At 63.7% G+C, this 21290-nt stretch carries 19 protein-coding genes and 1 tRNA gene; 11 read left to right on the top strand and 9 right to left on the bottom strand.

The window, feature by feature from the left end:
* Positions 1-44: 44 nt before the first annotated feature.
* The 4 genes from ARUE_RS03795 to upp all read right to left on the bottom strand — a co-directional run bounded on the left by ARUE_RS03795 (position 45) and on the right by upp (position 3054).
* Entirely contained in the window at positions 45-749 is a 705-nt protein-coding gene (locus tag ARUE_RS03795; RefSeq protein ID WP_043469777.1) for an HAD-IA family hydrolase, read from the bottom strand.
* A 60-nt stretch (positions 750-809) separates the two neighbouring features.
* On the bottom strand, positions 810-1187 hold the full coding sequence (locus tag ARUE_RS03790) for a VOC family protein (RefSeq protein ID WP_011773544.1): 378 nt from the start codon (positions 1185-1187) through the stop codon (positions 810-812).
* A gap of 505 nt (positions 1188-1692) precedes the next feature.
* Complete coding sequence (locus ARUE_RS24020; protein WP_162486108.1) at positions 1693-2142, bottom strand: hypothetical protein; 450 nt, start codon at positions 2140-2142, stop codon at positions 1693-1695.
* A gap of 276 nt (positions 2143-2418) precedes the next feature.
* Positions 2419-3054 carry a uracil phosphoribosyltransferase gene (upp, locus tag ARUE_RS03780; protein ID WP_011773542.1) on the bottom strand — a complete coding sequence of 212 codons (636 nt, stop codon included), beginning with the start codon at positions 3052-3054 and terminating at the stop codon, positions 2419-2421.
* A gap of 22 nt (positions 3055-3076) precedes the next feature.
* On the opposite strand from upp, the gene ARUE_RS03775 reads away from it, so the two are divergent.
* Positions 3077-3610 carry a nucleoside deaminase gene (locus ARUE_RS03775; protein ID WP_014920779.1) on the top strand — a complete coding sequence of 178 codons (534 nt, stop codon included), beginning with the start codon at positions 3077-3079 and terminating at the stop codon, positions 3608-3610.
* A 22-nt stretch (positions 3611-3632) separates the two neighbouring features.
* On the top strand, positions 3633-4013 hold the full coding sequence (locus ARUE_RS03770) for a VOC family protein (RefSeq protein ID WP_014920778.1): 381 nt from the start codon (positions 3633-3635) through the stop codon (positions 4011-4013).
* A gap of 18 nt (positions 4014-4031) precedes the next feature.
* Here ARUE_RS03770 and ARUE_RS03765 read toward each other — a convergent pair whose 3' ends face one another.
* From ARUE_RS03765 to ARUE_RS03750, 4 genes are all read right to left on the bottom strand, one after another.
* Positions 4032-5276, bottom strand: coding sequence for a DNA glycosylase AlkZ-like family protein (locus tag ARUE_RS03765; protein ID WP_043469774.1), 1245 nt, complete (start codon positions 5274-5276; stop codon positions 4032-4034).
* Between the two features lie 27 nt (positions 5277-5303).
* Positions 5304-6122, bottom strand: a complete 819-nt coding sequence (locus ARUE_RS03760; protein WP_014920776.1) for a glycosyltransferase family 4 protein — start codon at positions 6120-6122, stop codon at positions 5304-5306.
* 185 nt (positions 6123-6307) lie between these two features.
* Positions 6308-6706, bottom strand: a complete 399-nt coding sequence (locus tag ARUE_RS03755) for a 6-pyruvoyl trahydropterin synthase family protein (protein WP_011773537.1) — start codon at positions 6704-6706, stop codon at positions 6308-6310.
* 3 nt (positions 6707-6709) lie between these two features.
* Positions 6710-7717 carry a zinc-dependent alcohol dehydrogenase gene (locus tag ARUE_RS03750; protein WP_014920775.1) on the bottom strand — a complete coding sequence of 336 codons (1008 nt, stop codon included), beginning with the start codon at positions 7715-7717 and terminating at the stop codon, positions 6710-6712.
* Positions 7718-7844: 127 nt separating this feature from the next.
* Between ARUE_RS03750 and ARUE_RS03745 the strand changes: the two genes are divergently transcribed.
* The 8 genes from ARUE_RS03745 to ARUE_RS03710 all read left to right on the top strand — a co-directional run bounded on the left by ARUE_RS03745 (position 7845) and on the right by ARUE_RS03710 (position 17604).
* A tRNA-Ser gene (locus ARUE_RS03745) sits at positions 7845-7934 on the top strand.
* Positions 7935-8329: 395 nt separating this feature from the next.
* A complete protein-coding gene (locus ARUE_RS24910; RefSeq protein ID WP_043469771.1) occupies positions 8330-8566 on the top strand; it encodes a PLDc N-terminal domain-containing protein in 237 nt (78 codons plus the stop codon).
* Positions 8567-8776: 210 nt separating this feature from the next.
* Positions 8777-9328, top strand: a complete 552-nt coding sequence (locus ARUE_RS03735) for an SRPBCC family protein (protein ID WP_014920774.1) — start codon at positions 8777-8779, stop codon at positions 9326-9328.
* Positions 9329-9538: 210 nt separating this feature from the next.
* Positions 9539-10159 carry a hypothetical protein gene (locus tag ARUE_RS03730; RefSeq protein ID WP_011773532.1) on the top strand — a complete coding sequence of 207 codons (621 nt, stop codon included), beginning with the start codon at positions 9539-9541 and terminating at the stop codon, positions 10157-10159.
* A gap of 124 nt (positions 10160-10283) precedes the next feature.
* Positions 10284-11018 carry a YcnI family copper-binding membrane protein gene (locus tag ARUE_RS03725; protein WP_011773531.1) on the top strand — a complete coding sequence of 245 codons (735 nt, stop codon included), beginning with the start codon at positions 10284-10286 and terminating at the stop codon, positions 11016-11018.
* A gap of 104 nt (positions 11019-11122) precedes the next feature.
* Positions 11123-11779, top strand: a complete 657-nt coding sequence (locus ARUE_RS25070; protein WP_014920773.1) for a DUF4232 domain-containing protein — start codon at positions 11123-11125, stop codon at positions 11777-11779.
* A 55-nt stretch (positions 11780-11834) separates the two neighbouring features.
* Positions 11835-16781 carry an ATP-dependent helicase gene (locus ARUE_RS03715; RefSeq protein WP_014920772.1) on the top strand — a complete coding sequence of 1649 codons (4947 nt, stop codon included), beginning with the start codon at positions 11835-11837 and terminating at the stop codon, positions 16779-16781.
* Entirely contained in the window at positions 16774-17604 is an 831-nt protein-coding gene (locus ARUE_RS03710; protein ID WP_014920771.1) for a DNA-formamidopyrimidine glycosylase family protein, read from the top strand. The genes ARUE_RS03715 and ARUE_RS03710 overlap by 8 nt, the downstream gene beginning before the upstream one ends.
* Before the next feature lie 180 nt (positions 17605-17784).
* Here the strand turns inward: ARUE_RS03710 and ARUE_RS03705 are convergent, their stop codons facing one another.
* Positions 17785-19047 (bottom strand): glycoside hydrolase family 16 protein, encoded by a 1263-nt coding sequence (locus ARUE_RS03705; RefSeq protein ID WP_014920770.1) that lies wholly within the window; start codon positions 19045-19047, stop codon positions 17785-17787.
* Positions 19048-19340: 293 nt separating this feature from the next.
* Here ARUE_RS03705 and ARUE_RS03700 point away from each other — a divergent pair, with 293 nt between their 5' ends.
* On the top strand, positions 19341-21284 hold the full coding sequence (locus ARUE_RS03700; protein WP_014920769.1) for a glycosyltransferase: 1944 nt from the start codon (positions 19341-19343) through the stop codon (positions 21282-21284).
* Positions 21285-21290: the final 6 nt, after the last annotated feature.

The raw sequence follows: 21290 nt of genomic DNA, 5'->3' as shown, positions 1-21290 counted from the left end.
GCCTACGCCGGGTTTCCCGCTTGGAACAGCCCGCTCAGGAACAGCTACAGCGTCAGCGTCAGGAGGTGACCGCCGTCGTCGTCCTTCGCTGCTGTGACCGTCACCGCCGAGTAGTCCGGGATCCGCCACATGCCCGGCTCCAGCTCCGCATTGTGCCTGGCAGCGGCCTTGCCCACCACAACGGTCCGCATCCCCGCAGCACGCGCCGCGGCGATACCGGCAGGTGCGTCTTCAAAGACCACGACGTCGGCCGGGTCGGCTCCCAGCAGCGCCGCCGCCTTCAGGTACCCCTCAGGATGCGGTTTACCGCGGGTGACGGACTCGGCGGTGACCGTGGTGGACGGCATGGTGAGTCCGGCCGCCTGCATGCGGATCTCAGCAAGGATGCGGTCCGCCGAGGTGACCAAAGCGATGGCGTCATCAGGAAGCCCCGCCAGCAGGGCTTCTGCCCCGGGAAGCGCTATGACCCCGTCTGTCCGGGAACGTTCCATCTGACCGAGCTCGGCAGTCAGGGCGTCGAAGTCAGCGCCGGCTGGCGCATACCGGCGGACAGTATCGCCGGCCTGGACGCCGTGCGAGGTGCGGAGGATCTCGTCGAAATCCAAGCCGTATCGCTCGGCGAACTCCAGCCACACTTGCTCAACGATCGCCGTTGAATCCACCAGTGTGCCGTCCATGTCGAAAAGGACGGCGCGGACGGTCAGTGTGGGTGGCCCGGTGGGGAGGGCGGGCTTGGCAGGTTGGGTCATGGTTCCATCCTGCCGCACGTCCGGGGTACAGCGCCGAAGTGTGACTTGGCCGAAGACTGCCTAGCCGTTTGGCCGCTGCGGGATGTACTGGATCGCCCACTTGTTGCCGTCGGGGTCAGCGAAGTAGACGAAGTGACCCCAGTCCTGGACGTCGATGTCGCTGACATCCACGCCGTTGGCTTTGAGTTGCTCGTGCGCCTTGTTGATGTCCGCCACCACCACTTGAAGGCTTGGCGCTGTGCCTGGAGGAGCGTCGCTGAGGCCCTCCCCGATGGCGATGGAACACGCCGACCCCGGCGGTGTCAGCTGCACGAAGCGGATGCCGTCCATGGGACGTTCATCGAAATCGGCGTTGAAACCAACCTTGTTGACGTAGAAGTCCTTCGCGCGATCGACGTCGGACACAGGGACAAACACCAGTTCAAGTTTCCAGTCCATGCGCCACAGGCTAGCGGGGGGCGTCGAAAACCGGTAGGGGTGGTTGATTTCGATAGCCTAAGCCGTCCTCTGCGGTCTCTCTTTCCTGAATACGAGGGACATGAGGGAAGCGCAAGCCAGGGCCCCCACGCCGCTGATAACAAGAAACTCGACCAAGGGCGAATGCAAGGCAGTGTCGTCAGTGAACGCGCGGACGTGCGAAATGGCGAATCCCATGGCTGCGTCTGGAAAAACCAACAGGGCGGCCGGGGTGCCGTAACAATACAGTGCGCGAGACACGGGTTGGATCACTGCGATGGCGCCCGGCTTTCGTACCAGAAACCAACAAACCGCAGCAGAGACCCCTGTCCACACGAGGAACCACAAGATGTTGCCTAGGTTGGAACCGCCCTCAAAGGCCCCGTAAGACTCGAAGATGCCGAGACCGGAATACTGCGCGGACGTAACATAAACGGCGAAGGATCCGAGTGCCCACGGAATCAAGGCAGCTCCCAGCAGGACCCACTTACGCACGGCATGTCTTGGCAACGGCGCCATCTTCAAGCGTTTGAATTCCAACATCAGTCTGTCTGGTTGGGTCCGCAAAGACAGTTGTACCATCCCCGGCCACCTCCGCATCATCAGCCTGACCGCTCGTCGGCAGTTCCAATGAGAGTTGTAATCCGTCCGAGCCTCCGTCCAGCAATGCAGTGGCATCGCCCCCATCCTTTGAAACTTCTACGGTCGATTCCTTGACATTGGTTGTTACCGAATCGGACGACTCTATGTCGGGTTGCACGGCAGCAGCCGAGTCTTGGCCCGCGGAGACCACCGCCTCCTGTATGACGGCGGCCGCCGTCTCAGCAGTTTCCTTAACGGATTCATCATGCTCTCTGGCTTGCGCAGCCGCTGGCACCACAAGGGAAATGGCGATGGCCGAAGCACAAGCGAGCGCAGCGAATTGTTTCAATCTCATTCGTCCCCCATCACAACGCGGAGCGGAGGGTCCGCCCACTATTGAAGTGAGCCAGGGCACGAATCGTGACGGGAACCACAACGGGGAAGACTTAGTCCGTTATGAGCAGACACGAGTCAAGGAATCCGAATGACGACGAGTACTGCCGGCACATCGCGTCACTGCACCGCGTGAAGCGGCAAGCAAGCAACCTTCGGAGCAAGGCGGCATGTGAGCCTACCGCAGTTGCGATAAGCGCACCACAGCTCGGGACTAAGAAAGGGGACCGTGAATGCCTTAACCCGCCACGCCGTAGAGGCGGTCGCCGGCGTCGCCCAGGCCGGGCACGATGTACGACTTTTCGTTGAGCTTCTCGTCAATGGAAGCCAGAACGATCTTCACGTTGGCGTCGGAGAGCTCTTCTTCCAGCTTGGACAATCCCTCCGGAGCGGCCAGCAGGCAAATGCAGGTCACGTCCGAGGCACCGCGCTTGAACAGGAACTTGATGGCCTCGCGCAAGGTGCCACCAGTTGCGAGCATGGGGTCCAGGACGAAGATCTGACGGCCGGTGAGGTCCTCGGGGAGGCGCTCGGCGTAGGTGATAATGTCCAGGGTTTCTTCGTCGCGGGCCATGCCCAGGAAGCCGACCTCAGCAGTGGGGACCAGCTTGGTCATGCCCTCGAGCATGCCAAGGCCTGCGCGCAGAATGGGGACCACAAGCGGAGTGGGTTTAGTGAACGCCGTGCCCACGGTTTTGGTGACAGGTGTTTCGATCTCGACTGGCTGCGTCTTGACCTCGCGGGTGGCTTCGTAGGCCAGGAGGGTGACGAGTTCTTCAGTGAGTTGCCGGAAGACCGGTGAAGGAGTGTTCTTATCCCGCAGAACGGTGAGCTTGTGAGCGACCAGCGGGTGGTCCACGACGAGTGTGCGCATCCCCCAAAACTATCATTGAGACATGAGCGCCACCGAGCCGTATCACGCAGATCACCTGGCCTGGATGGGCCTTGCCCTGGACGAAGCCCGGTTGGCGTTGAAAACGGACGACGTGCCGATTGGCGCCGTGGTGTTGGGGCCCGACGGCGGTGTGCTGGGTTCCGGACGCAACGAACGGGAAGCTCACGGGGACCCGACGGCTCACGCGGAGATCGTCGCCATCCGCGAAGCTGCCGCTGCGCTGCGTCAGCTCGCTCACGATTCGGGCGCCTCTGGCGACGGTTGGCGGCTTGAGGATTGCACCTTGGTGGTCACCCTTGAGCCCTGCGCCATGTGTGCCGGGGCTATTGTCCTTGCCCGTATTCCCCGCGTCGTGTTTGGCGCGTGGGACGAGAAAGCCGGTGCCGTGGGGTCTGTCTTCGATATCCTCCGCGAGCGCCGGCTCAATCACTGGGTGGAGGTGTACGCGGGCGTTCGCGAGGACGAGTGCGCTGCCTTGCTCAGGGACTTCTTCGTTACACACCGGGTACCGGCCGTGGAGCACCGCCCCGTCTGATCTTTCCAAGTGGGAGCACATCATGTCTGTCTCTTTCAACCACACCATCGTCTATGCCACGGACAAGCACCGTTCGGCGGAGTTCCTGGCCCGCATCTTGGGGCTTCCGAAGCCGCAGCCCATGTGGTCCTTCGTGACCGTGGCGTTGGAGAACGGGGTAGCGCTGGACTTCCTTGAGGCCTCCGGGGAGATCGCCCCGCAGCACTACGCGTTTCTGGTCAGCGAGGAGGAGTTCGATCAGATCTTCCTGAGGATCACCGCGGAACACATCCCCTATTGGGCCGATCCTGCCCGTTCCCGCGAACAACAGATCAACCACAACGACGGCGGCCGTGGGATGTACTTCTGCGACCCCGACGGGCACTTCCTTGAGGCGATCACCAGGCCGTATGGCTCGGGCTGAGCTGGTTCGTTGAAGGCGTCAGCGTCGGGCGGCCTCATCCAGCGCATCGATCCGGATTTGGCGTGATGCCGGGGAATCTAAACTGAACGACCTGAAATCGCCGAGTTCGTCCCGAATCCATGCTTCTACTTGCGTGATTCTTTCGCGGACCGCCTCTGTCGGCTGATCGAAGGTCCACGCCGCGATCCTTTCCTTGCCGGGATCGTACTGCCAGAGCCCGATGATCCTCCCACGGTCCAGGATGGGATGGTCCGGGAGGTCGGCCTGCAGCGCGAGCGTGGAGCCCAGGACGCTCTTGCCCCTGTCCTCGTCCGCAAACATGTCTGCCGAGTTCCGCCTGAGGAGGACCAGTGAGTCGGTGCCTGCCAGCAGCTGGATTTGCTCGTCACCGGGCTCTTCAAAGTCAGCTAAGGGTTCGACGTCGGCGGGCAGCATCCACAGGATCTCACCGCACGCTGTGGGCACTTCCACTGCGCCAATGGCGGCGAGCGCCTTTTTGCTTTGAGCCACGGTGAACGCAGTGAACCACTGACTCTGTTTGAAGGTCGCTCCCCCGGTCCAGCGCAGGTACCGTTCGAGCAAAAGGCAGCGGGCGCCGTCGTCGTCCAGTTTGCCGGGCGGAAGGCCCCATTTGGTGTAGGCGTAGCGCTGCTGGTCGAGGCGGCCGTTGACGGGGACGCGGCGGATGCGGCCGTCTGCCTGCAGGAGTCCCAAGGCGGTGGGCAGCGTGGTGGAGGCGCCCTTTTTCTTGCCTTCCTCGCCCAGGCTGCGGACCGAGTCGCCCAGCACATCCCGGAGTTGTTTGGGGTCCATGGGACTGCTGGTTTCTCTGAGGGCGTGCTCCACCTCGTCCTCGAGGAGGGTAATCTCACCGCGTTCGACGCCCAGCCTTGCCAGTACTTTGAAGGGGGCTATGGCGGCGTCGCGGCCGATCTGCAGGGCCCAGGCGTAGTCGGCCTTGCCCAGGACGTAGGTGCATCCTCGGGCTGTGGGGAGTTCGTGGATTTTCAGCGCTTTGACGTCCCGGTCTGCTTGCTCGCGGCTGATTCCTGCCCTGGCGAACAATGTGAGGTACGGGTTGGCGCCTCCTACCGAGCGGGCCCAGCCAGCGTGGTCCAGGACTTCTTCGGAAGTCTTGCCGTTCAGCGAGCCGTCAAGTCCCTGCCGTTGCCAGGCCCACGCCCTCAGGCGCTCAGGCGTGAGGGTTTCCGTTGCCGGGAGGGTCTGGACCGTGCTAGTTGCGGTCTGGACTGTGCTAGTCATGGCCCCATTCTGCACCCTCCCCCGCTGCTACGTGAGGGCTTTCAGGACGATGGTCGCGGTGGTGTCCCAGCCGTGGAGATGGTCCCGGGCTTTGAGGGCGGCGGTCCGCCAACGCTCTTGGAGCGCGGGGTCAGTGAGCCACCTACGGAGGGTGTTGGTGAGGTTCCCGTTTTCTGGGAGTTCCAAGGCAGTGCCCGCCCCTGTCTTACCCAGTGCTTCCACTGCTCCCGTCCCCTGCCGCACAAGCACGGGGATGCCATGAGCCAACGACTCCGAGACCGCCATTCCATAGCTTTCGGAGCGTGAAATAAGGACACTAAGGTCCGCCCCGTGCCACTGATCCTCGAGGGCCTCGCCGGTCAGCTCACCGGTGACGCTGATACGGTTTTGGAGCCCGTGATGCTCGACGGCGGCCCTCACCTCCGCGGCGTACCTCGGGTCAGCGTCGTTGGAGCCGATGAGGGCTGCGGTCCAGGGGAGATCCTGCGTGTGGCTGAGGGCCTCCACGAGTTCGAGTTGGCTCTTGTTAGGCAACAACGCCGCGACAGCCACGATGTGCTGCGGTTGCGATCCCTTGGCAGGGTCTGCTTCAACGGCCCCGGGTGTGGCCACGACAATGTCCTGGTGCCCGTGCCTGGCTCGCAGTTCCGCGGCGGCATGGGCGCTCGGGCAAATGATCCCGGTCGCCGCAGCCAGCGCCTTGGCCTCAAGATCCGGATGGTCCGCCAACGCCATGTGGGACAGGATCCAGACCCGTGTTCCTTTACCTGCGGCGCCTGCGATCTCCTCCGGCGCCCCACTCGCCACCAAGCCGTCGGCAATCGCTGTTGTGGCGCCGTCGAGCATGTCAGCGAAGCGCTGCCGGTCCGCGGGGCTCCCAACCGGCCAGTCGCCGTCGACCGTTACTGTTTCAACTTCGACGCCCAAGGCGGACAGGTGCTCGGCGAGCTTGGCGTTGTACTTGTTGCCGCCGGAGCCGTGCCGGACGTTCCCCGGGACCAGGAAGCGGATGTGCACTTACTTGACCGGGTTTACTTGACCGGGAGCTCCAGCGAGTAGCCTGCCCAGGCGTCCGGGTTTTCGCGGAGGACCACGTCGATGCCGGTGAGGGCCGGACCGTCCGCAGTGTCCTGGATTCGGGCCGCCATGGCGTCGGCGATGTGCTTCGCGAGCGCTTCGGTGGTGGAGAGTTTGCCCTTGAAAGCGGGGTGTTCGTCCAGGTTCTTGTAGTTCAGGTCGGCGAGGACTTCCTCGAGGATGCCGCCGGCGGCACCGATGTCAAGGACTATGGCGTCGTCGTTGACGTTGGGCCGGCGGAAGGTGACCTCGGCTACGAACGTGGCGCCGTGCAGGCCCTGGGCCGGGCCGAACGCTTCGCGGGGAAGGCTGTGGGCGATCATGAAGTGGCGTCGGACGGTCAAGCTGAACATGTATTAATCCTCCGGGTGGGGGTAGGCGACCACGTGGCAGAAACCGCCGGGCCGTTCGAACAATTTTGTGAGCGTGGCGGGCAGGTTCTGGAACAGGCATTCGCTGGTAATGAAGGTGTCGAACAGCGGGTCCCTTAGTTCGGTTGCCGCCTGCTCCAAGCGCTGGGCGTTGGACCGCCGGTGCCTCCTGGGCAGGGCGACGGCGCCCACCTGGCTGGAGCGGATATTGAGCCTGCGGGCGTGGAAATCCTCGCCGAGCGGCAGGGTGACTTCCTTGTCCGCAAACCAAGAAAGTTCGATCACGTCAGAGTCGTCGCCCGCGAGCTGGAGGCTCAATTTGAGGCCCTCATTGGAGGCGGAGCAGTGGAAGACGATGTCGTTGTCGTTCTTGGCGTCTTCGGGCTCGGCGAATTCGATGCCGAGCTTTTGCGCGAGGTTTTGCTTCTCCGGGTCCGCGTCCACCAGTTGCAGGCGGCCCAGCGGATACTTCCGCAGCAGCGTCGCCAGAACGCCACCCACCAAACCGCCACCGACGACGGCGACACGGTCTCCCAGCCTCGGTCCGGCTTCCCAGAGCGCATTGATGGCAACCTCAACGATGCCCGTGAGCACGGCGCGTTTCGCGGGGACTTCCTCCGGGATGGCGGTGAGTTGGCTCGTGGGGATCACGTAGAAGTCCTGATGAGGGTGAAGGCTGAAGACCGTTTGTCCTCGCCATTCGTCCGGGCCTTCTTCCACAATGCCGACGTTCAGGTAGCCGTACTTCACCGGGCCGGGGAAGTCACCCTCCTGGTGCGGGGCCTGCATGAGGTCGGCCACACGATCCGGGACGCGGCCTTCGTGGACCACCCGCTCCGTGCCTCGGCTAACGCCTGAGTACAGGGTCCTGACCAGGGCTTCCCCGTCTCGCCTCGCGGGCAGGGCCTCACGGCGCAGCTCGCCATCGCCGGTCTCAGTGACCCAGTAGGCCCGTACTTCGTGTTCTTGTTCGTGGTGCTGCGAAATCGTCATGGTACTTACGAATCTATCGGTGGGGCGCTGCGGACGGAAGTTGGCTGTGTTTCTGCGCGCTCCGCTTGCTTGCTTCCCGGTGCTCGTTTTGGGGAACCGGCCTCAACTCCGGTACCCTATTTCAGTTGGTGACGTGTCCGAGCGGCCGAAGGTGCAACACTCGAAATGTTGTTTGGTGTAAAAGCCAACGTGGGTTCAAATCCCACCGTCACCGCCAATGAGAAAGGCCCTGCTTCCCTTTGTTTATGAGGGAGGCGGGGCCTTTTGCTTTGCCCGGGTTGGGTCGGCAAGCCATGGCCATCGAGAGGTTGCCACACTGTCGGCAAGCGAATGTCCTGAGCGGCACACTCCGTACCTTCCCGAATGCCCGCGAAGACCCCGACGTTGCGACGAGTACTTCGCCCTTTCCCATTCCCGTCCCCGGGTACAGATGCAGGGGGCCGAACAAGGAGTCTGCGTTGCAGGCTAGACAGAGCTCGGGAGGTTCTTGCTTCGTGTCGCTCATGGTCCACCACTAAACACCTTTTGTCATTCATGCCCGGACGAGTACGGTGAGGTCCAAGCGAAGATACGCTGGCCGGCTCCGCCGACCGCTGCCTTGTTGGGGGAAGCATGAGAATTGGTTACGACGCGGGTCCACTTTGGGTCGTACTGTTCATGGGCGCCGTTGGTCTCGCGATAACTGCGCTCATGGTTAAGGCTCTAGTTCAGATTGCGCAGCGCCCGGCCTTCGACTCTATGACGCGAGCTCTTTGGATCCTTATCGTCCTGGTTGCGCCTGTTCTTGGGGCTATCGCGTGGTTTTGGATCGGGCCAAAGGAAATCGAACCAACCTCGCGTTATAGGTAGTCGGCACCCCTCACGAGCAAAAACCCGATAGGCGGCCATGAATCCCACTTTCAGACCTCGGCGTTCAGTGACTATCGCAACGAGGGGCGGGATCTCGGCACTTTGGGCGGCCCAAAGCCCCGAGATCTAACCCTTCGGCGTTGGCAGGCGTAGATTGTTCCCGGATGCCGTAAGACACCCTCGGAACCGACACGGACCGCGGAGGCAACAATGGCCCAGCGAAAAGCCAAAAGCACCGACTACGCATTCGTCACCGTGTGGCGTGTGGCGGGCACACGCGAGGAAGTCGTCAACATCCTGGGCAACGCCGCGGCCCTCAAACAGTGGTGGCCCGCTGTCTACCTCACGGTGACGCCCGTAGCGCAAGGCGGACCCGATGGCGTGGGCGCCACCTTCGACCTTCATACCAAGGGCTGGCTCCCGTACACCTTGCGGTGGCGGCTCACCATTACCGAACCGGTGACCCTCGACGGCTTCGCGCTCACCGCTGAAGGAGATCTCAACGGCACAGGCCGCTGGACTTTCGAGACCGACGGGCCCGAGGTCGTCATCACCTACGACTGGCGGGTCAGCGCAGCCAAGCCCTTGCTTCGCCGTCTGAGTTGGCTCTTCAAACCGGCGTTCTCTGCCAACCATCACTGGGCCATGGCACGCGGTGAGGAAAGCCTGAAACTTGAGCTCCGCCGTCGGCGTTCACCCGCGGGCTCAACAAACGTTCCGGAGCCTCCGAGGCCAACCTTCGCGCGGTGGGCGCAGCGCTAGGTTGACGTTCCTTCCCGGTTACCTCCACCCGCACCCCAGGCGTACCGCGGAATTCCAGGAGTCCGGGCATGGCGAGCACCGGAAAGCCGGAGGTAACTGGGGAGGAACGCAGGAACGTGCACGTACGCACCCATCCGAGGCCAGGCCCGCGCCGAACTCCCGATAGAATCAAGACGCCGATCAATCAAGCAGCCAGATGAGGGAGGACCCGTGCGCACATCGCAGTCCCGGGCACCCTTTCATGCGTTGCGGTCGGGCGCCGTCTCGATTGTGGTGGTTCTCCTTGCTGCAGGGGCCCACATCATAGGCGGCGGAGAACTCCCCACAGCACCGGTCCTGCTGGCGCTCGTGGCGCTGACGGCCTTGGCTGCCACACTTGCCACCCGGTTCAAGCTGAACCTTTTCACCATGGCGGGGCTCTTGGGCGCGGGACAGTTGGCACTCCACGAAGCCTTCACGGCCTTGAGCCCGATCACGGCCAACGTGCAGGGGACAAATCACCACCTCGGCGCTGAACCGTTGAGCTCCGGGCTGGACGTAGCGGCGACTCACACTCATGAACTCGGCACAGCCTTCGGCACCATGATGTTTGTGGGCCACGTGCTCGCCACCATCGCTTCTGCCGTCGTCCTGGCCAAGGGTGAGGATGCCCTGTGGCAGCTCGCCGCCTGGCTGCGGCCGCTGCTCGCCCTGCCAACTTTGGTGTTCAGGCCCGACGCCGGCGCCTCGCCTGTCGCGGTCGGCACACCCAACGTCTTTGTCCCCCGCCCTTGGCGGAACCTTAGGCAAGACAGCCGCCGCGGCCCGCCCGCCGTCGTCGTACTTCCTTAGTTCCGCCCGGCACCTTCTGCGCACAACAAACCACGCGCTGCAACAGCACAGCCTTTGCATGGTGACGGGCCTCAAACCCGTACCCCCGCGCCGCTTCATCTGGCGCCCCTGAAAGGCACATCCCATGAAATCCTCGATTCGTCGCACCCTGTCCGCTACCGCCGTTGCCGGTGGAACCGCTGCCCTGATGATGGCCGGTCTGGCCGGAGCATCCGCCCACGTCGGCGCCGACCCCAACAAGACCGCAGCTAACTCGTACGCGCTGGTGACCTTTGGAATCCCCCACGGTTGCGACACGTCCGGCACCACCAAAGTGGCCATTTCACTCCCTGAGGAACTGAACGACGCTCAGCCGACCGTCAACCCCAACTGGACCGTGGAAAAGGTCACGGAGACACTCGCTGAGCCCAAGAAGCTCGATGACGGCACCACCATCACCAAGCGGACAAGCCAGATCGTTTACACGGCCAAGGCGCCGTTGGATCCGCACCTGCGCGACGCCCTTGTTTTGTCGGTCAAGCTGCCGGACGCAGCGGGCAAGACCATCTACTTCCCCACGCTGCAGACCTGCGAGACGGGCCAGACAGACTGGTCCGAGATCGCCAAGGAGGGCCAGGACCCGCACGATCTCAAGGCACCGGCGCCGTCAGTCACCATCACGGCAGCCGATACCGCAGGCGACCACCACGCTGCAGAAGCCGTCTCCACCGAGCAGGCCGCCGCTGTGACTGACGACGGCTCGCAGGCGCGAAGCTGGGCTGGCCTGATCGCCGGCATCGCTGGCTTGGGTCTGGGCGGTGCTGCGTTCTTCCGCAGCCGCTCCGCCAAGCCGGCCGTGGCCAAAGCCGACACCAAGTAGTTGAAAGCGGATTGGCGCCCGGAAGATCACAATCCGGGCGCCAATCCGCACTCCTGACCGTGGCTGAATTGACTCGGATCAGGGCCGGGGCAAGGCTGGTGCCCATGTGGACTCAGCGCATCAAAACCGGACTTGTGACGACGACGGCAGCCGCTGCGCTGCTCCTTCTTGCTGCCTGCGGGCCAAGCCCCAGCCCGTCGGGAACCAGCAGTGCCCCGCCAACTTCTTCGACGCCAACTTCCTCGACTCCGTCGGCCTCGGCGACGTCAAGCCCGCCTTCTGCGACGGCCACGGCCACGCCGTCACCCTCAGCGACAGCAACGTCCGCGGCACCAGCAGCACCGGGGCTGTGCAAAGCAGCGTCCCTCACCGCTGCAACCGATGCGACCGGAGGCGGCGCGGCGGGCAGCATCTATGAGAAGTTGATCCTGACCAACTCCGGCAGCGCCCCCTGCATCTTGGAGGGCTTCGCAGGAGTCTCCTTGACTGCCGACGCCAACGGTGAACCGATCGGCGAACCGGCAACCCGGGAAACCACAACCCCGGTCACCAAAATCGAACTGGCTCCGGGGAAGTCGGCGTGGGCCGAAATCCGGTACACGCAAGCCGGCAACTACGGCGACTGCACCAAGGTGGCCGCCGCCGGTTTCCGCATCTACCCGCCGAACGACACGGCCTCATTGTTCATCCCGGAGCCCCACGATGCGTGCAGCAACGCCGGCATCAAGCTCCTGACCATCACCGCTTTCCAGGCAGTCTGACCGTCTCCTCACGGCTCCGGCTTATTCTGTCGGAGCCGTGAGGCATGATGGAGGAATGCAGGAGCCGAAGGCGTCGGATGGCGCTATCAGCCGTTTCAGCCAGGCAACCAGGGAATGGTTCCTCGGCGCTTTTTCCGAGCCCACACCCGCGCAGGATGGTGCATGGAACGCGATCTCCTCGGGCTCCCATGCCCTGGTAGTGGCGCCAACAGGTTCCGGCAAAACCCTTGCGGCGTTCCTGTGGGCGCTCGATCGCCTGCATTCCAAGCCCACTGACACGCTGCCAGGTCTTGAGACTGTCCCAGCCAATGGCAAGGGTCGGGCAAAGCGGCCTAAAACCAAGACCCGCGTCCTCTACATCTCGCCGCTGAAGGCGCTGGGTGTGGATGTGGAGCGGAACCTCCGCGCACCCCTGATCGGCATCACCCAAACTGCCAAGCGGTTGGGACTCCCCGCACCATTGGTGACAGTCGGCGTACGTTCAGGAGATACGACGGCGGCGGATCGCCGCACGCTGTTGACCAACCCGCCGGATATCCTCATCACAACGCCGGAATCCCTGTTCCTCATGCTGACCTCCCGTGCCCGGGAAACGCTCAGCGAAGTGGACACCATCATCATCGATGAAGTGCACGCTGTAGCCGGCACCAAACGTGGCGCACACTTGGCCGTTTCTTTGGAACGCCTGGATGCCCTGCTTCCGAAGCCTGCGCAGCGCATCGGGCTCTCGGCAACCGTTCAGCCGCGTGAGCTGGTGGCGCAGTTCCTGGCCGGCCAAGCCCCCGTGGAGATCGTCGCTCCGCCGTCCAAGAAGAATTGGAACCTCACGGTCACCGTACCTGTGGAGGACATGTCCGATCTGCAGGGCGCTGCCGGAGCGTTCGACTCCGGGCCGGCGTCGGGGTTGCAGCCACAGGCGTCCATCTGGCCGCACGTGGAGGAGCAGATTGTGGACTTGGTCTTGTCCAAGCAATCCACCATCGTGTTCGCCAATTCCCGTCGCTTGTCAGAACGGCTCACAGCCAGGCTCAACGAGATCTACGCCGAGCGCCAGTTGATGGCGGTAGGCGGCAGCGAGTGGGCTGCTCCCGGGGCGGCCCCCCAATCCAACCCGGGAATCCCGGCCTCCACGGCAACCCCGGCGCACATGATGGCGCAGGCCGGAAGCTCTACTGGCGCCGATCCCGTGCTTGCGCGCGCGCACCACGGATCGGTCTCCAAAGACCAGCGGGCCATGATCGAGGACGACCTCAAGTCCGGCCGGCTCCGCTGCGTGGTTGCAACGTCATCACTGGAACTCGGCATCGATATGGGTGCCGTGGACTTGGTGGTCCAGGTGGAGTCTCCCCCATCGGTGGCCAGTGGCCTGCAGCGCGTGGGGCGTGCCGGACACCAAGTGGGCGAGATCTCCGAGGGCGTGCTCTTTCCTAAGCACCGCGCTGACCTCCTCCACACCAGCGTCACGGTGGAACGCATGCTGAGTGGGCAGATTGAGCGCCTGAGCATCCCAGCCAACCCGTTGGACATCCTGGCCCAGCAAACGGTGGCAGCAACCGCCTTGGGCAGCATAGACGTTGAGGACTGGTTCAGTACGGTGCGGCGGTCTGCGCCTTTCGCGAGCCTGCCGCGCTCTGCATTTGAGGCCACCTTGGACCTCCTGGCCGGCAGATACCCTTCGGATGAGTTTGCCGAACTAAGGCCGCGCATTATCTGGGACCGGCATGCCGGAACCATCGAGGGCAGGCCCGGAGCCCAGCGCCTAGCCGTCACGTCCGGTGGCACCATCCCTGACCGTGGACTCTTCGGCGTGTATATCATCGGCACGGAAGTTGAGGGCTCAGCTTCCCCCGCCAACGCGGACGGCAGTGAACCCACCGCTTCGGCGCGTGCCGCCAAGGGTGGACGCCGCGTTGGTGAGCTCGACGAAGAGATGGTGTACGAATCCCGGGTGGGAGACGTCTTCGCGCTCGGTGCCACCAGTTGGAAGATCGAGGACATCACCCACGACCGCGTGCTGGTCTCCCCCGCTTTCGGCCAACCCGGCAAGCTTCCCTTCTGGAAGGGCGATTCCCTTGGAAGGCCCGTAGACCTGGGCCGCGCGCTGGGTGCCTTCATCCGTGAACTCTCGGCCGCAGACGAAGCCCCAGCCATGGAACGTTGCCAGGCCAGCGGATTGGATGCCTTCGCCGCAAGCAACCTGATCCAGTACCTCAGGGAGCAAAAGGAAGCCACGGAGATTGTCCCGAGCGACCGAACCTTGGTGGTGGAGCGCTTCCACGACGAACTCGGCGATTGGCGGGTAGTCCTCCACAGTCCTTTCGGCATGCCCGTTCACGCCCCGTGGGCTCTTGCAGTAGGCCAACGCCTTCAACAGCGCTACGGCCTCGATGGATCCGCTATGGCAGCAGACGACGGCATCGTGCTGCGCGTGCCCATGATGGAAGATGAGCCGCCCGGCGCTGAGCTCTTTCTCTTCGACCCGGAGGAACTCGAGCAAATCGTCACCGCAGAAGTAGGCGGCAGCGCACTGTTCGCTTCCCGGTTCCGCGAATGTGCCGCCCGTGCATTGCTTCTTCCACGACAGAATCCGGCCAAGCGTCAGCCGCTATGGCAGCAACGCCAGCGCTCTGCCCAGTTGCTGGATGTCGCCCGGAAGTATCCTTCGTTCCCCATCGTGCTCGAAACAGTGCGGGAATGCTTGCAGGATGTTTATGATCTGCCCGCCCTGAAAGACATTGCCGCTTCTGTGGAGCGCAGGGAGCTCAGGATCGTGGAGACCACCACTCAGCAACCCTCCCCTTTCGCGAAGTCCCTGTTGTTCGGGTACGTGGCCCAGTTCCTCTACGAGGGCGACTCCCCCTTGGCCGAACGCCGGGCCGCTGCCCTCGCCTTGGACTCCACGCTCCTCAATGAGCTCCTGGGCCGCGTGGAACTGCGCGAGCTCCTGGATGCCGCGGTTATCGACTCAACTGAGTTGGAGCTGCAGCGCCTCGCCCCGGACCGACGCGTTCGAGGAATGGAAGGCGTCGCGGATCTGCTGCGGCTGCTGGGCCCCCTGAGCGTTGAAGAAGTGGCCCAGCGGCTCCAATGCGTGGAACAGGCCGAGGTTGAAGGCGCGGACCACTTCGACGAAGCCCCGGCGGCTGCGCCACATGGCAGCGTCGTCGACGCCGGATCCCACCTTGCGGCATTGCAGAAAGCCAACCGCGCACTCAAGGTAACCATCGGCGGCGTCGAGCGCTTTGCCGCAGTTGAGGACGCGGCGCGGCTGCGTGACGCAATCGGTGTTCCGTTGCCCATGGGCGTACCGCTTGCTTTCATTGAGCCAGTCCACGATCCCCTGGGCGACCTCGTTTCCCGGTACGCGCGCACCCATGGCCCCTTCACTGCTGCTGAAGCTGCGGCGCGGCTGGGGCTTGGCGTCGCGGTAGTCAACACCGCCTTGAAGCGGTTGGCTGGCGACGGTCGCGTGGTGGAAGGCGAATTCCGTCCGCACGCCGTCGCGGAGCAGCCTGCGGACGCACCCGACGCAGAGCTTATGACCATTGACGCCCCACCGTCCAGCGAGTGGTGCGATGCCGAAGTCCTCCGGAAACTGCGGCGTCGCTCGCTCGCTGCGCTGCGGGCCGAAGTGGAGCCAGTGGACACCGCCGCCTACGGCCGGTTCCTGCCTGCCTGGCAGAACGTGACCGCGCCGGGCAAGTCTCGAAGCCAGGCATTGCGGGGGTTGGACGGCATCATCACAGCCGTGGACCAACTATCCGGAGTACCCATCCCGGCATCCGCGTGGGAACCCTTGGTACTGGCGAGCAGGGTGGCGGACTACAAGCCGGCCATGCTGGACGAACTCATGGCGGCCGGCGAGCTCCTCTGGTCCGGCGCAGGCTCGCTGCCCGGAAACGATGGCTGGATCAGCCTGCACGTAGCCGATTCCGCTGAGCTGACGCTCAACCCCGACCCCGAGTTCGAACCCGGCGATGCCCAACAGCGTCTCTTGGAACATTTCAGTGCGGGCGGTGGCTACTTCTTCCGGCAACTCACGGACGTTGCCGGCGGCATGGATGCAGTCTTGAGCGACGACGCCGTGGTCTCCGCGCTCTGGGACCTCGTCTGGGCCGGCCGCGTAACGGGCGATACCTTTGCACCCGTGAGAGCCATGATCGCCGGAGGGAAAACCGCGCACCGGCAAGTAGCCAAGGCGCCCAGGGCCCGGGCCCCGCGCATGAGCAGGCTCGGCCGTTCCCATGGGACGGGCCTGCTCGGCTCCCCCGGACTAACGGGGGGTCGCTACGGCTCGGTATCAGGCGGAATTGCGCCTGCACCGCCGTCGGCAGTGGGTCGATGGTCCGCTCTTCCCGCCCCGGAACTGGACCCGACCATCCACGCACGCGGCACGGCTGAGCTCCTGTTGGACCGCTACGGCGTGGTAACTCGCGGTTCGGTCATGGCAGAGAACATCATCGGCGGTTTCGGGCTCATGTACAAAGTGCTGGCCCGCTTGGAAGAAGCCGGGCGTTGCCGCCGCGGTTACTTCATCGAGCATTTGGGGGCAGCCCAGTTCGCCGTCCCCGCCACGGTGGACCGGCTCAGGTCCTTCACGGAGGATGCCCGCATTTCCAAGGCCGAACCAGCCGCCCTTGCACTCGCCGCGACCGACCCCGCCAACCCCTACGGCGCTGCCCTTCCTTGGCCCGCGCTGTCTGTCGACGCCGGTTCCGGTCACCGTCCGGGGCGCAAGGCCGGAGCGCTGGTGGTGATGGTCGACGGCGCGTTGGTCCTCTACGTGGAACGCGGCGGCAAGACGCTGCTCACCTTCAGCCAGGACGACGCCGTGCTGACAGTTGCGGCCCAGGCGTTGGTGGACGTGGTGCGCCGCGGTGCCGTGGACAAGCTCTTCATGGAGAAAGTCAACGGCCACGATCTCCTGGGCACTCCGATCGCCGTTGCCCTCGCGGCAGCGGGGGCGTACTCCACTCCGAAGGGACTCCGTATCCGTGCCTGAAGGCGATTCCATATGGCGGGCTGCGACGCGACTGAACGAGGCATTGGCTGGGAAGGTCATCACGTCCTCCGACTTTCGGGTGCCCCGGTTCGCCACCCTGAACCTGTCTGGCTGGACCATGACCGAAGTTGTTCCCAAGGGCAAACACCTGCTCATGCGCCTGGCCGGCCCCGTTGATGAAGAACCAGGCGCCAGCAGGAAGCCCCGGACCCTGACCATCCACTCCCACCTCAAAATGGAAGGGAACTGGATGATCTACCCGCCGGGTGGTCGCTGGACCAAACCCGGCCACACCGCACGGTGTGTGCTCCGTACGGACTCCGCAGACGCGGTCGGATTCTCGTTGGGCATCCTGGAAGTGGTGCCCACAGCCGAGGAAGACAAGATAGTAGGGCACCTCGGGCCGGACTTGCTCGGGCCCGACTGGGACGAGGAAGAAGCGTTGCGCAGGCTTCGCGCTGAACCGGACGTCACCGTGGGATTCGCGTTGCTGGACCAGCGGAAGCTTGCGGGCATCGGCAATATCTACCGATGCGAGGCATGCTTCCTGTCCGGGATTCACCCTGCCCTGCCGGTAGGCGAAGTCCCCGACCTCGCCAAGACAGTCAACGACGCCAAACGGCTACTCGGCGAAAACCTGGGCCCAGGGCGGAGGACCACCCTGGGACCGCGCGCCATGCGACCCGGGTATTGGGTATATGGCCGGGAACGCCAACCCTGCAGGCGCTGCGGCACCACTGTACGCCGCGGCTTGCTTGCAGGACCGGACGGCACCGAGGAGCGGGACATCTACTTCTGCCCACGCTGCCAGCCGGCGCCTTAATCAAGAACGCCAACCACCGGCCGGACCCAGCCACATGAAAGCCGGCCAGGTCCGGCCAACAACCGCCGCGACGGCTGCGCGCACTTGCCAGCCCGGCCCGCTACTCCAGGAAGCTCCCCAGCCGCCCCAGCAATAGCCGCCGGACCCCGCAAAGCTGCGCGCCGCCGTCGGACGTTTTTATTACGCCATCCGCCACCACTTTTGGTTGGTGGTACCGGCGCAATCCCACAACTGCAGCCTCGCACCGTTGGATGAATTCCAGTCAACTACGTCCACGCATTTGTTGGCCTGCGGGTTCACCAGATCCCCGGCATTGTTCAGGACGAATTGCTGCGCCGGGTTGCCATTGCAGCTGGTGAGCTGGACTGGTGCACCGTTGGCCGTTGAACCCCACGCCACGTCCATGCACTTGCCCAGCGAGCGGATGGTGCCGTTGGCAGCGAAGGTCCACTGCTCTGATGCCGCTGTGTCGCAATCCCACAGGTGCAGTGGGGCCCCGTCAGCAGCCTGCCGACCGGCCACATCAATGCACTTTCCGGCATAGCCTTGGATGCGCGTGCTGGCTGGCGAAACGGGCCTCGCCGGCCCTGAGGCAAGCTCGTACACGCGGACGTAGTCAACCAGCAACGACTGCGGGAATTGGGTGCCCGAGTTCGGCGCTCCCGGCCAGTAGCCGCCCACGGCAAGGTTCAACAGGAGGAAGAAATCGTGGTCGAAGACCCACGGTCCGGACGTTGTGGCTTTGGTCTTTTGTGAGTAGGAAATTCCGTCGATGTACCAGGTGATGGAATCGGGTCCCCAGTCCACGGTGAATGTGTGGAAAGCATCCCCCAAGGCCTTACCGCCGGGCAGTGTGTAACTGGCGTTGGAGGCGTTTGCCCCCGAATAGCCGGGTCCGTGGATGCTTCCCCACACCGTTCCGGGTTCCTTGCCAACGTTTTCCATGACGTCCAGCTCACCGCTGGCGGGCCAACCGTCGGTGAACACGTTGTCTCCGAGCATCCAGAAAGCGGGCCACATGCCTTGCCCCTTGGGCACTTTGAGCCGGGCTTCGAACCGGCCTTGTGTCCGGCTGAACTTTCCAGCACTTATCAGCCGGGCGGATGTGTACTGGCACGGCCCGTAGTGGCACTGATATCCAGCAGGGTTTTCCTTTCGGGCGGTAATGGCCATGTTTCCCTGGCCATCAGCTGCGGCATTGCTGGTGCTGCTGGTGTAGTACTGCAGTTCGCCGTTGCCCCATCCGGATCCTCCCGTGTCGTGAGTCCATTTCCCGGGGTCAGGCGCCATGCCGGCGGGGCCGTTGAATTCATCGCTCCAGACCAGTTTTCCGGGGGCGGGCATGCCAGCGGCTGCAAGTGCAGAAGGTTCCGGGGCTATGAGGGTAGCTGCGATGGTCAGGCCTGCGACGAGCATCGTCAGGGGCATGAGTCTTCGCTTCATGGTGCCACTCTGTAGGGCCATCCCCGTGGCGCGCAAGCTTTTTCGACGCGACACGCAAAACGTCACAGCTAGGAAATAATCAACGCGGTTTTACTTTTCAATTCCGTAACGAGGACGAAATATCGGCGGGAGATGGTGGAATCAGGAACCAATTAGCTTGAAAAGAATTCCTTCAAGTTTGTTGGCAAAAGGACATTCCGTTTGCAGCCGAATTCCTTCCCTTGAGCATCGACGATGCAGCTCCAGGCGCGTCAGCCGTGTCCTCCCAAACTTCGCCCTGAGGGGCGTTGGACATGCTGACGCGCCTTGGCCTTTTCCCCAGCAGTTACCGGAGGCTAAAGATGGGCATTTACAGACAAATACTGGTAAGGATCCTTGCAGTTCTGGTGGTTTCCTTCGGATTGATCTACATCAGTTGGCGCTGGTCGAGTACCGTCGCCTGGGACGCCTGGTGGATTTCGCTGCCCCTGGTGGCCGCGGAGACCTACAGCCTGGGCGAGTCGGCGCTGTATGCGGTCACCATGTGGAACGCACGACGACGGCCGCCTCCCCCGCCTGCCCTGCCGGGCAGATCGGTGGACGTATTCATCGCCACCTACAACGAGCCGCTGGACCTGGTACTCAAAACGGCCATAGCGGCCAGGGACATGGAGTACCCCCACGAAACGTGGATACTCGACGACGGCGACCGCGCCGAGTTTGCGAGCGCAGCCCGGCAGATCGGCGTCGGATACATCACCCGCGGTCCTGAGTGGGATGGCCGGCAACGGTTCGCGAAAGCAGGAAACGTCAACAACGCCCTGTCCATGACCACCGGCGAGTTCGTGGCCATTTTTGACGCGGACCAGGTTCCTGAACCGCGTTTCCTGGACCGCGTTCTGGGCTATTTCGATGCCGAGGAAGTGGCTTTCGTCCAGACGCCGCAACACTTTTGGAATGTTCCGGACCGGGACCCGTTGGGAAGCCAAGCGGAACTTTTCTATGGCCCGATCCAGCAGGGCAAGGACGGGTGGGACGCAGCGTTCTTCTGCGGTTCGAACGCTGTGCTTCGCAGGGAAGCCCTCATGGCTCTTGGTTTGACCCGCTACACGCGGACAGCCACGGAGCAGACGTGGCGTGCTTTACGCAGGGGTCGGTCGCGGCTGCAGGACCTTCACAGCGAATTGGGCAGGCGCCATCCCGCCGCCATGCCCGTGGTGGAAAGTGCTTTGGAGGCGGTGGCGCGTGCTGAGCACCAAGTGCGTAGGGGCGAGGTCCTGGCCGAGATCACTTTCGAGCTCCGTGTGGCCTTCCATGCCGCCGCTTTGGCAGTCCCGGATGCGATGGATGACGTTGTGCCGGAACTGGACGCCGTCCTGGAATCCGTGGATGTTGCACATACGGACCAGGCTTTGGCGATCCATCCCATGGATACCACCACCATCACCGAGGACATGGCAACGGCCATGCACCTCCACGCGATGGGATGGGGCAGCATCTACCACCACGAGGTCCTGGTCCATGGGCTTGCCCCGGAGGACGTGTCCACCATGCTCTCGCAGCGGCATCGCTGGGCGGCGGGCACCATGCAGGTGTTTTTCAACGACAATCCCCTGTTCCTTCGGGGTCTCACGTTGGCCCAGCGCCTCATGTACCTGGGCACCATGACGAGCTACTTGAATGGCTTCGCCGCGCTGAGCTACATCGCAGCGCCGGTGGTTTTCCTGGTGGCCGGTACCTACCCGCTGACTGCCAGTCCTGTGGTGTTCTTCTGCCTTTTTCTTCCCTTCTTCATTTCGTGCCAGCTGCTCTTCCAAGTTGCAGGTAACGGGTCGAAGGGGCTGTGGCGCGGCCAGCAGTGGTCCTTCGCGCTGTTTCCCACCTGGATCGCGGCCACGTGTTCAGGTGCGGCCGCGGTCTTCCTGGGCAGGCACCTCACCTTCTCCGTGACAGCCAAGAGTAAGCAGGCCACAGGACGCGGATTCCAGCACGTCAGGCTCCAAGTGGCGGCGATGGGGTTGCTCGTTGTGTCCTCGCTCATCGGCGTTGCCCGGGTGTCATCCGGGGAAGCGCCGCTCTATCCAACCCTGATCACGCTGGCCTGGGTCGCCTTGGACCTGGCCCTGCTCAGCGTGGTGATTGGTGCCGCAAGGTACCGGGGGCCGGGAGAGGACCTCGTGGAACCGATGCCCACACCTAAGGAGCTCACCAGCGTCCTGGCTTCGCCGAAAGGTTCGCCTAGCAAACCCCTGCACTGACAGCAA

Source organism: Arthrobacter sp. Rue61a (genome assembly GCF_000294695.2).
Taxonomy (GTDB): Bacteria; Actinomycetota; Actinomycetes; order Actinomycetales; family Micrococcaceae; genus Arthrobacter; species Arthrobacter aurescens_A.
The sequence above is the reverse complement of the archived record's forward strand: the minus strand, read 5'-3'. Positions and strand labels throughout refer to the sequence as shown.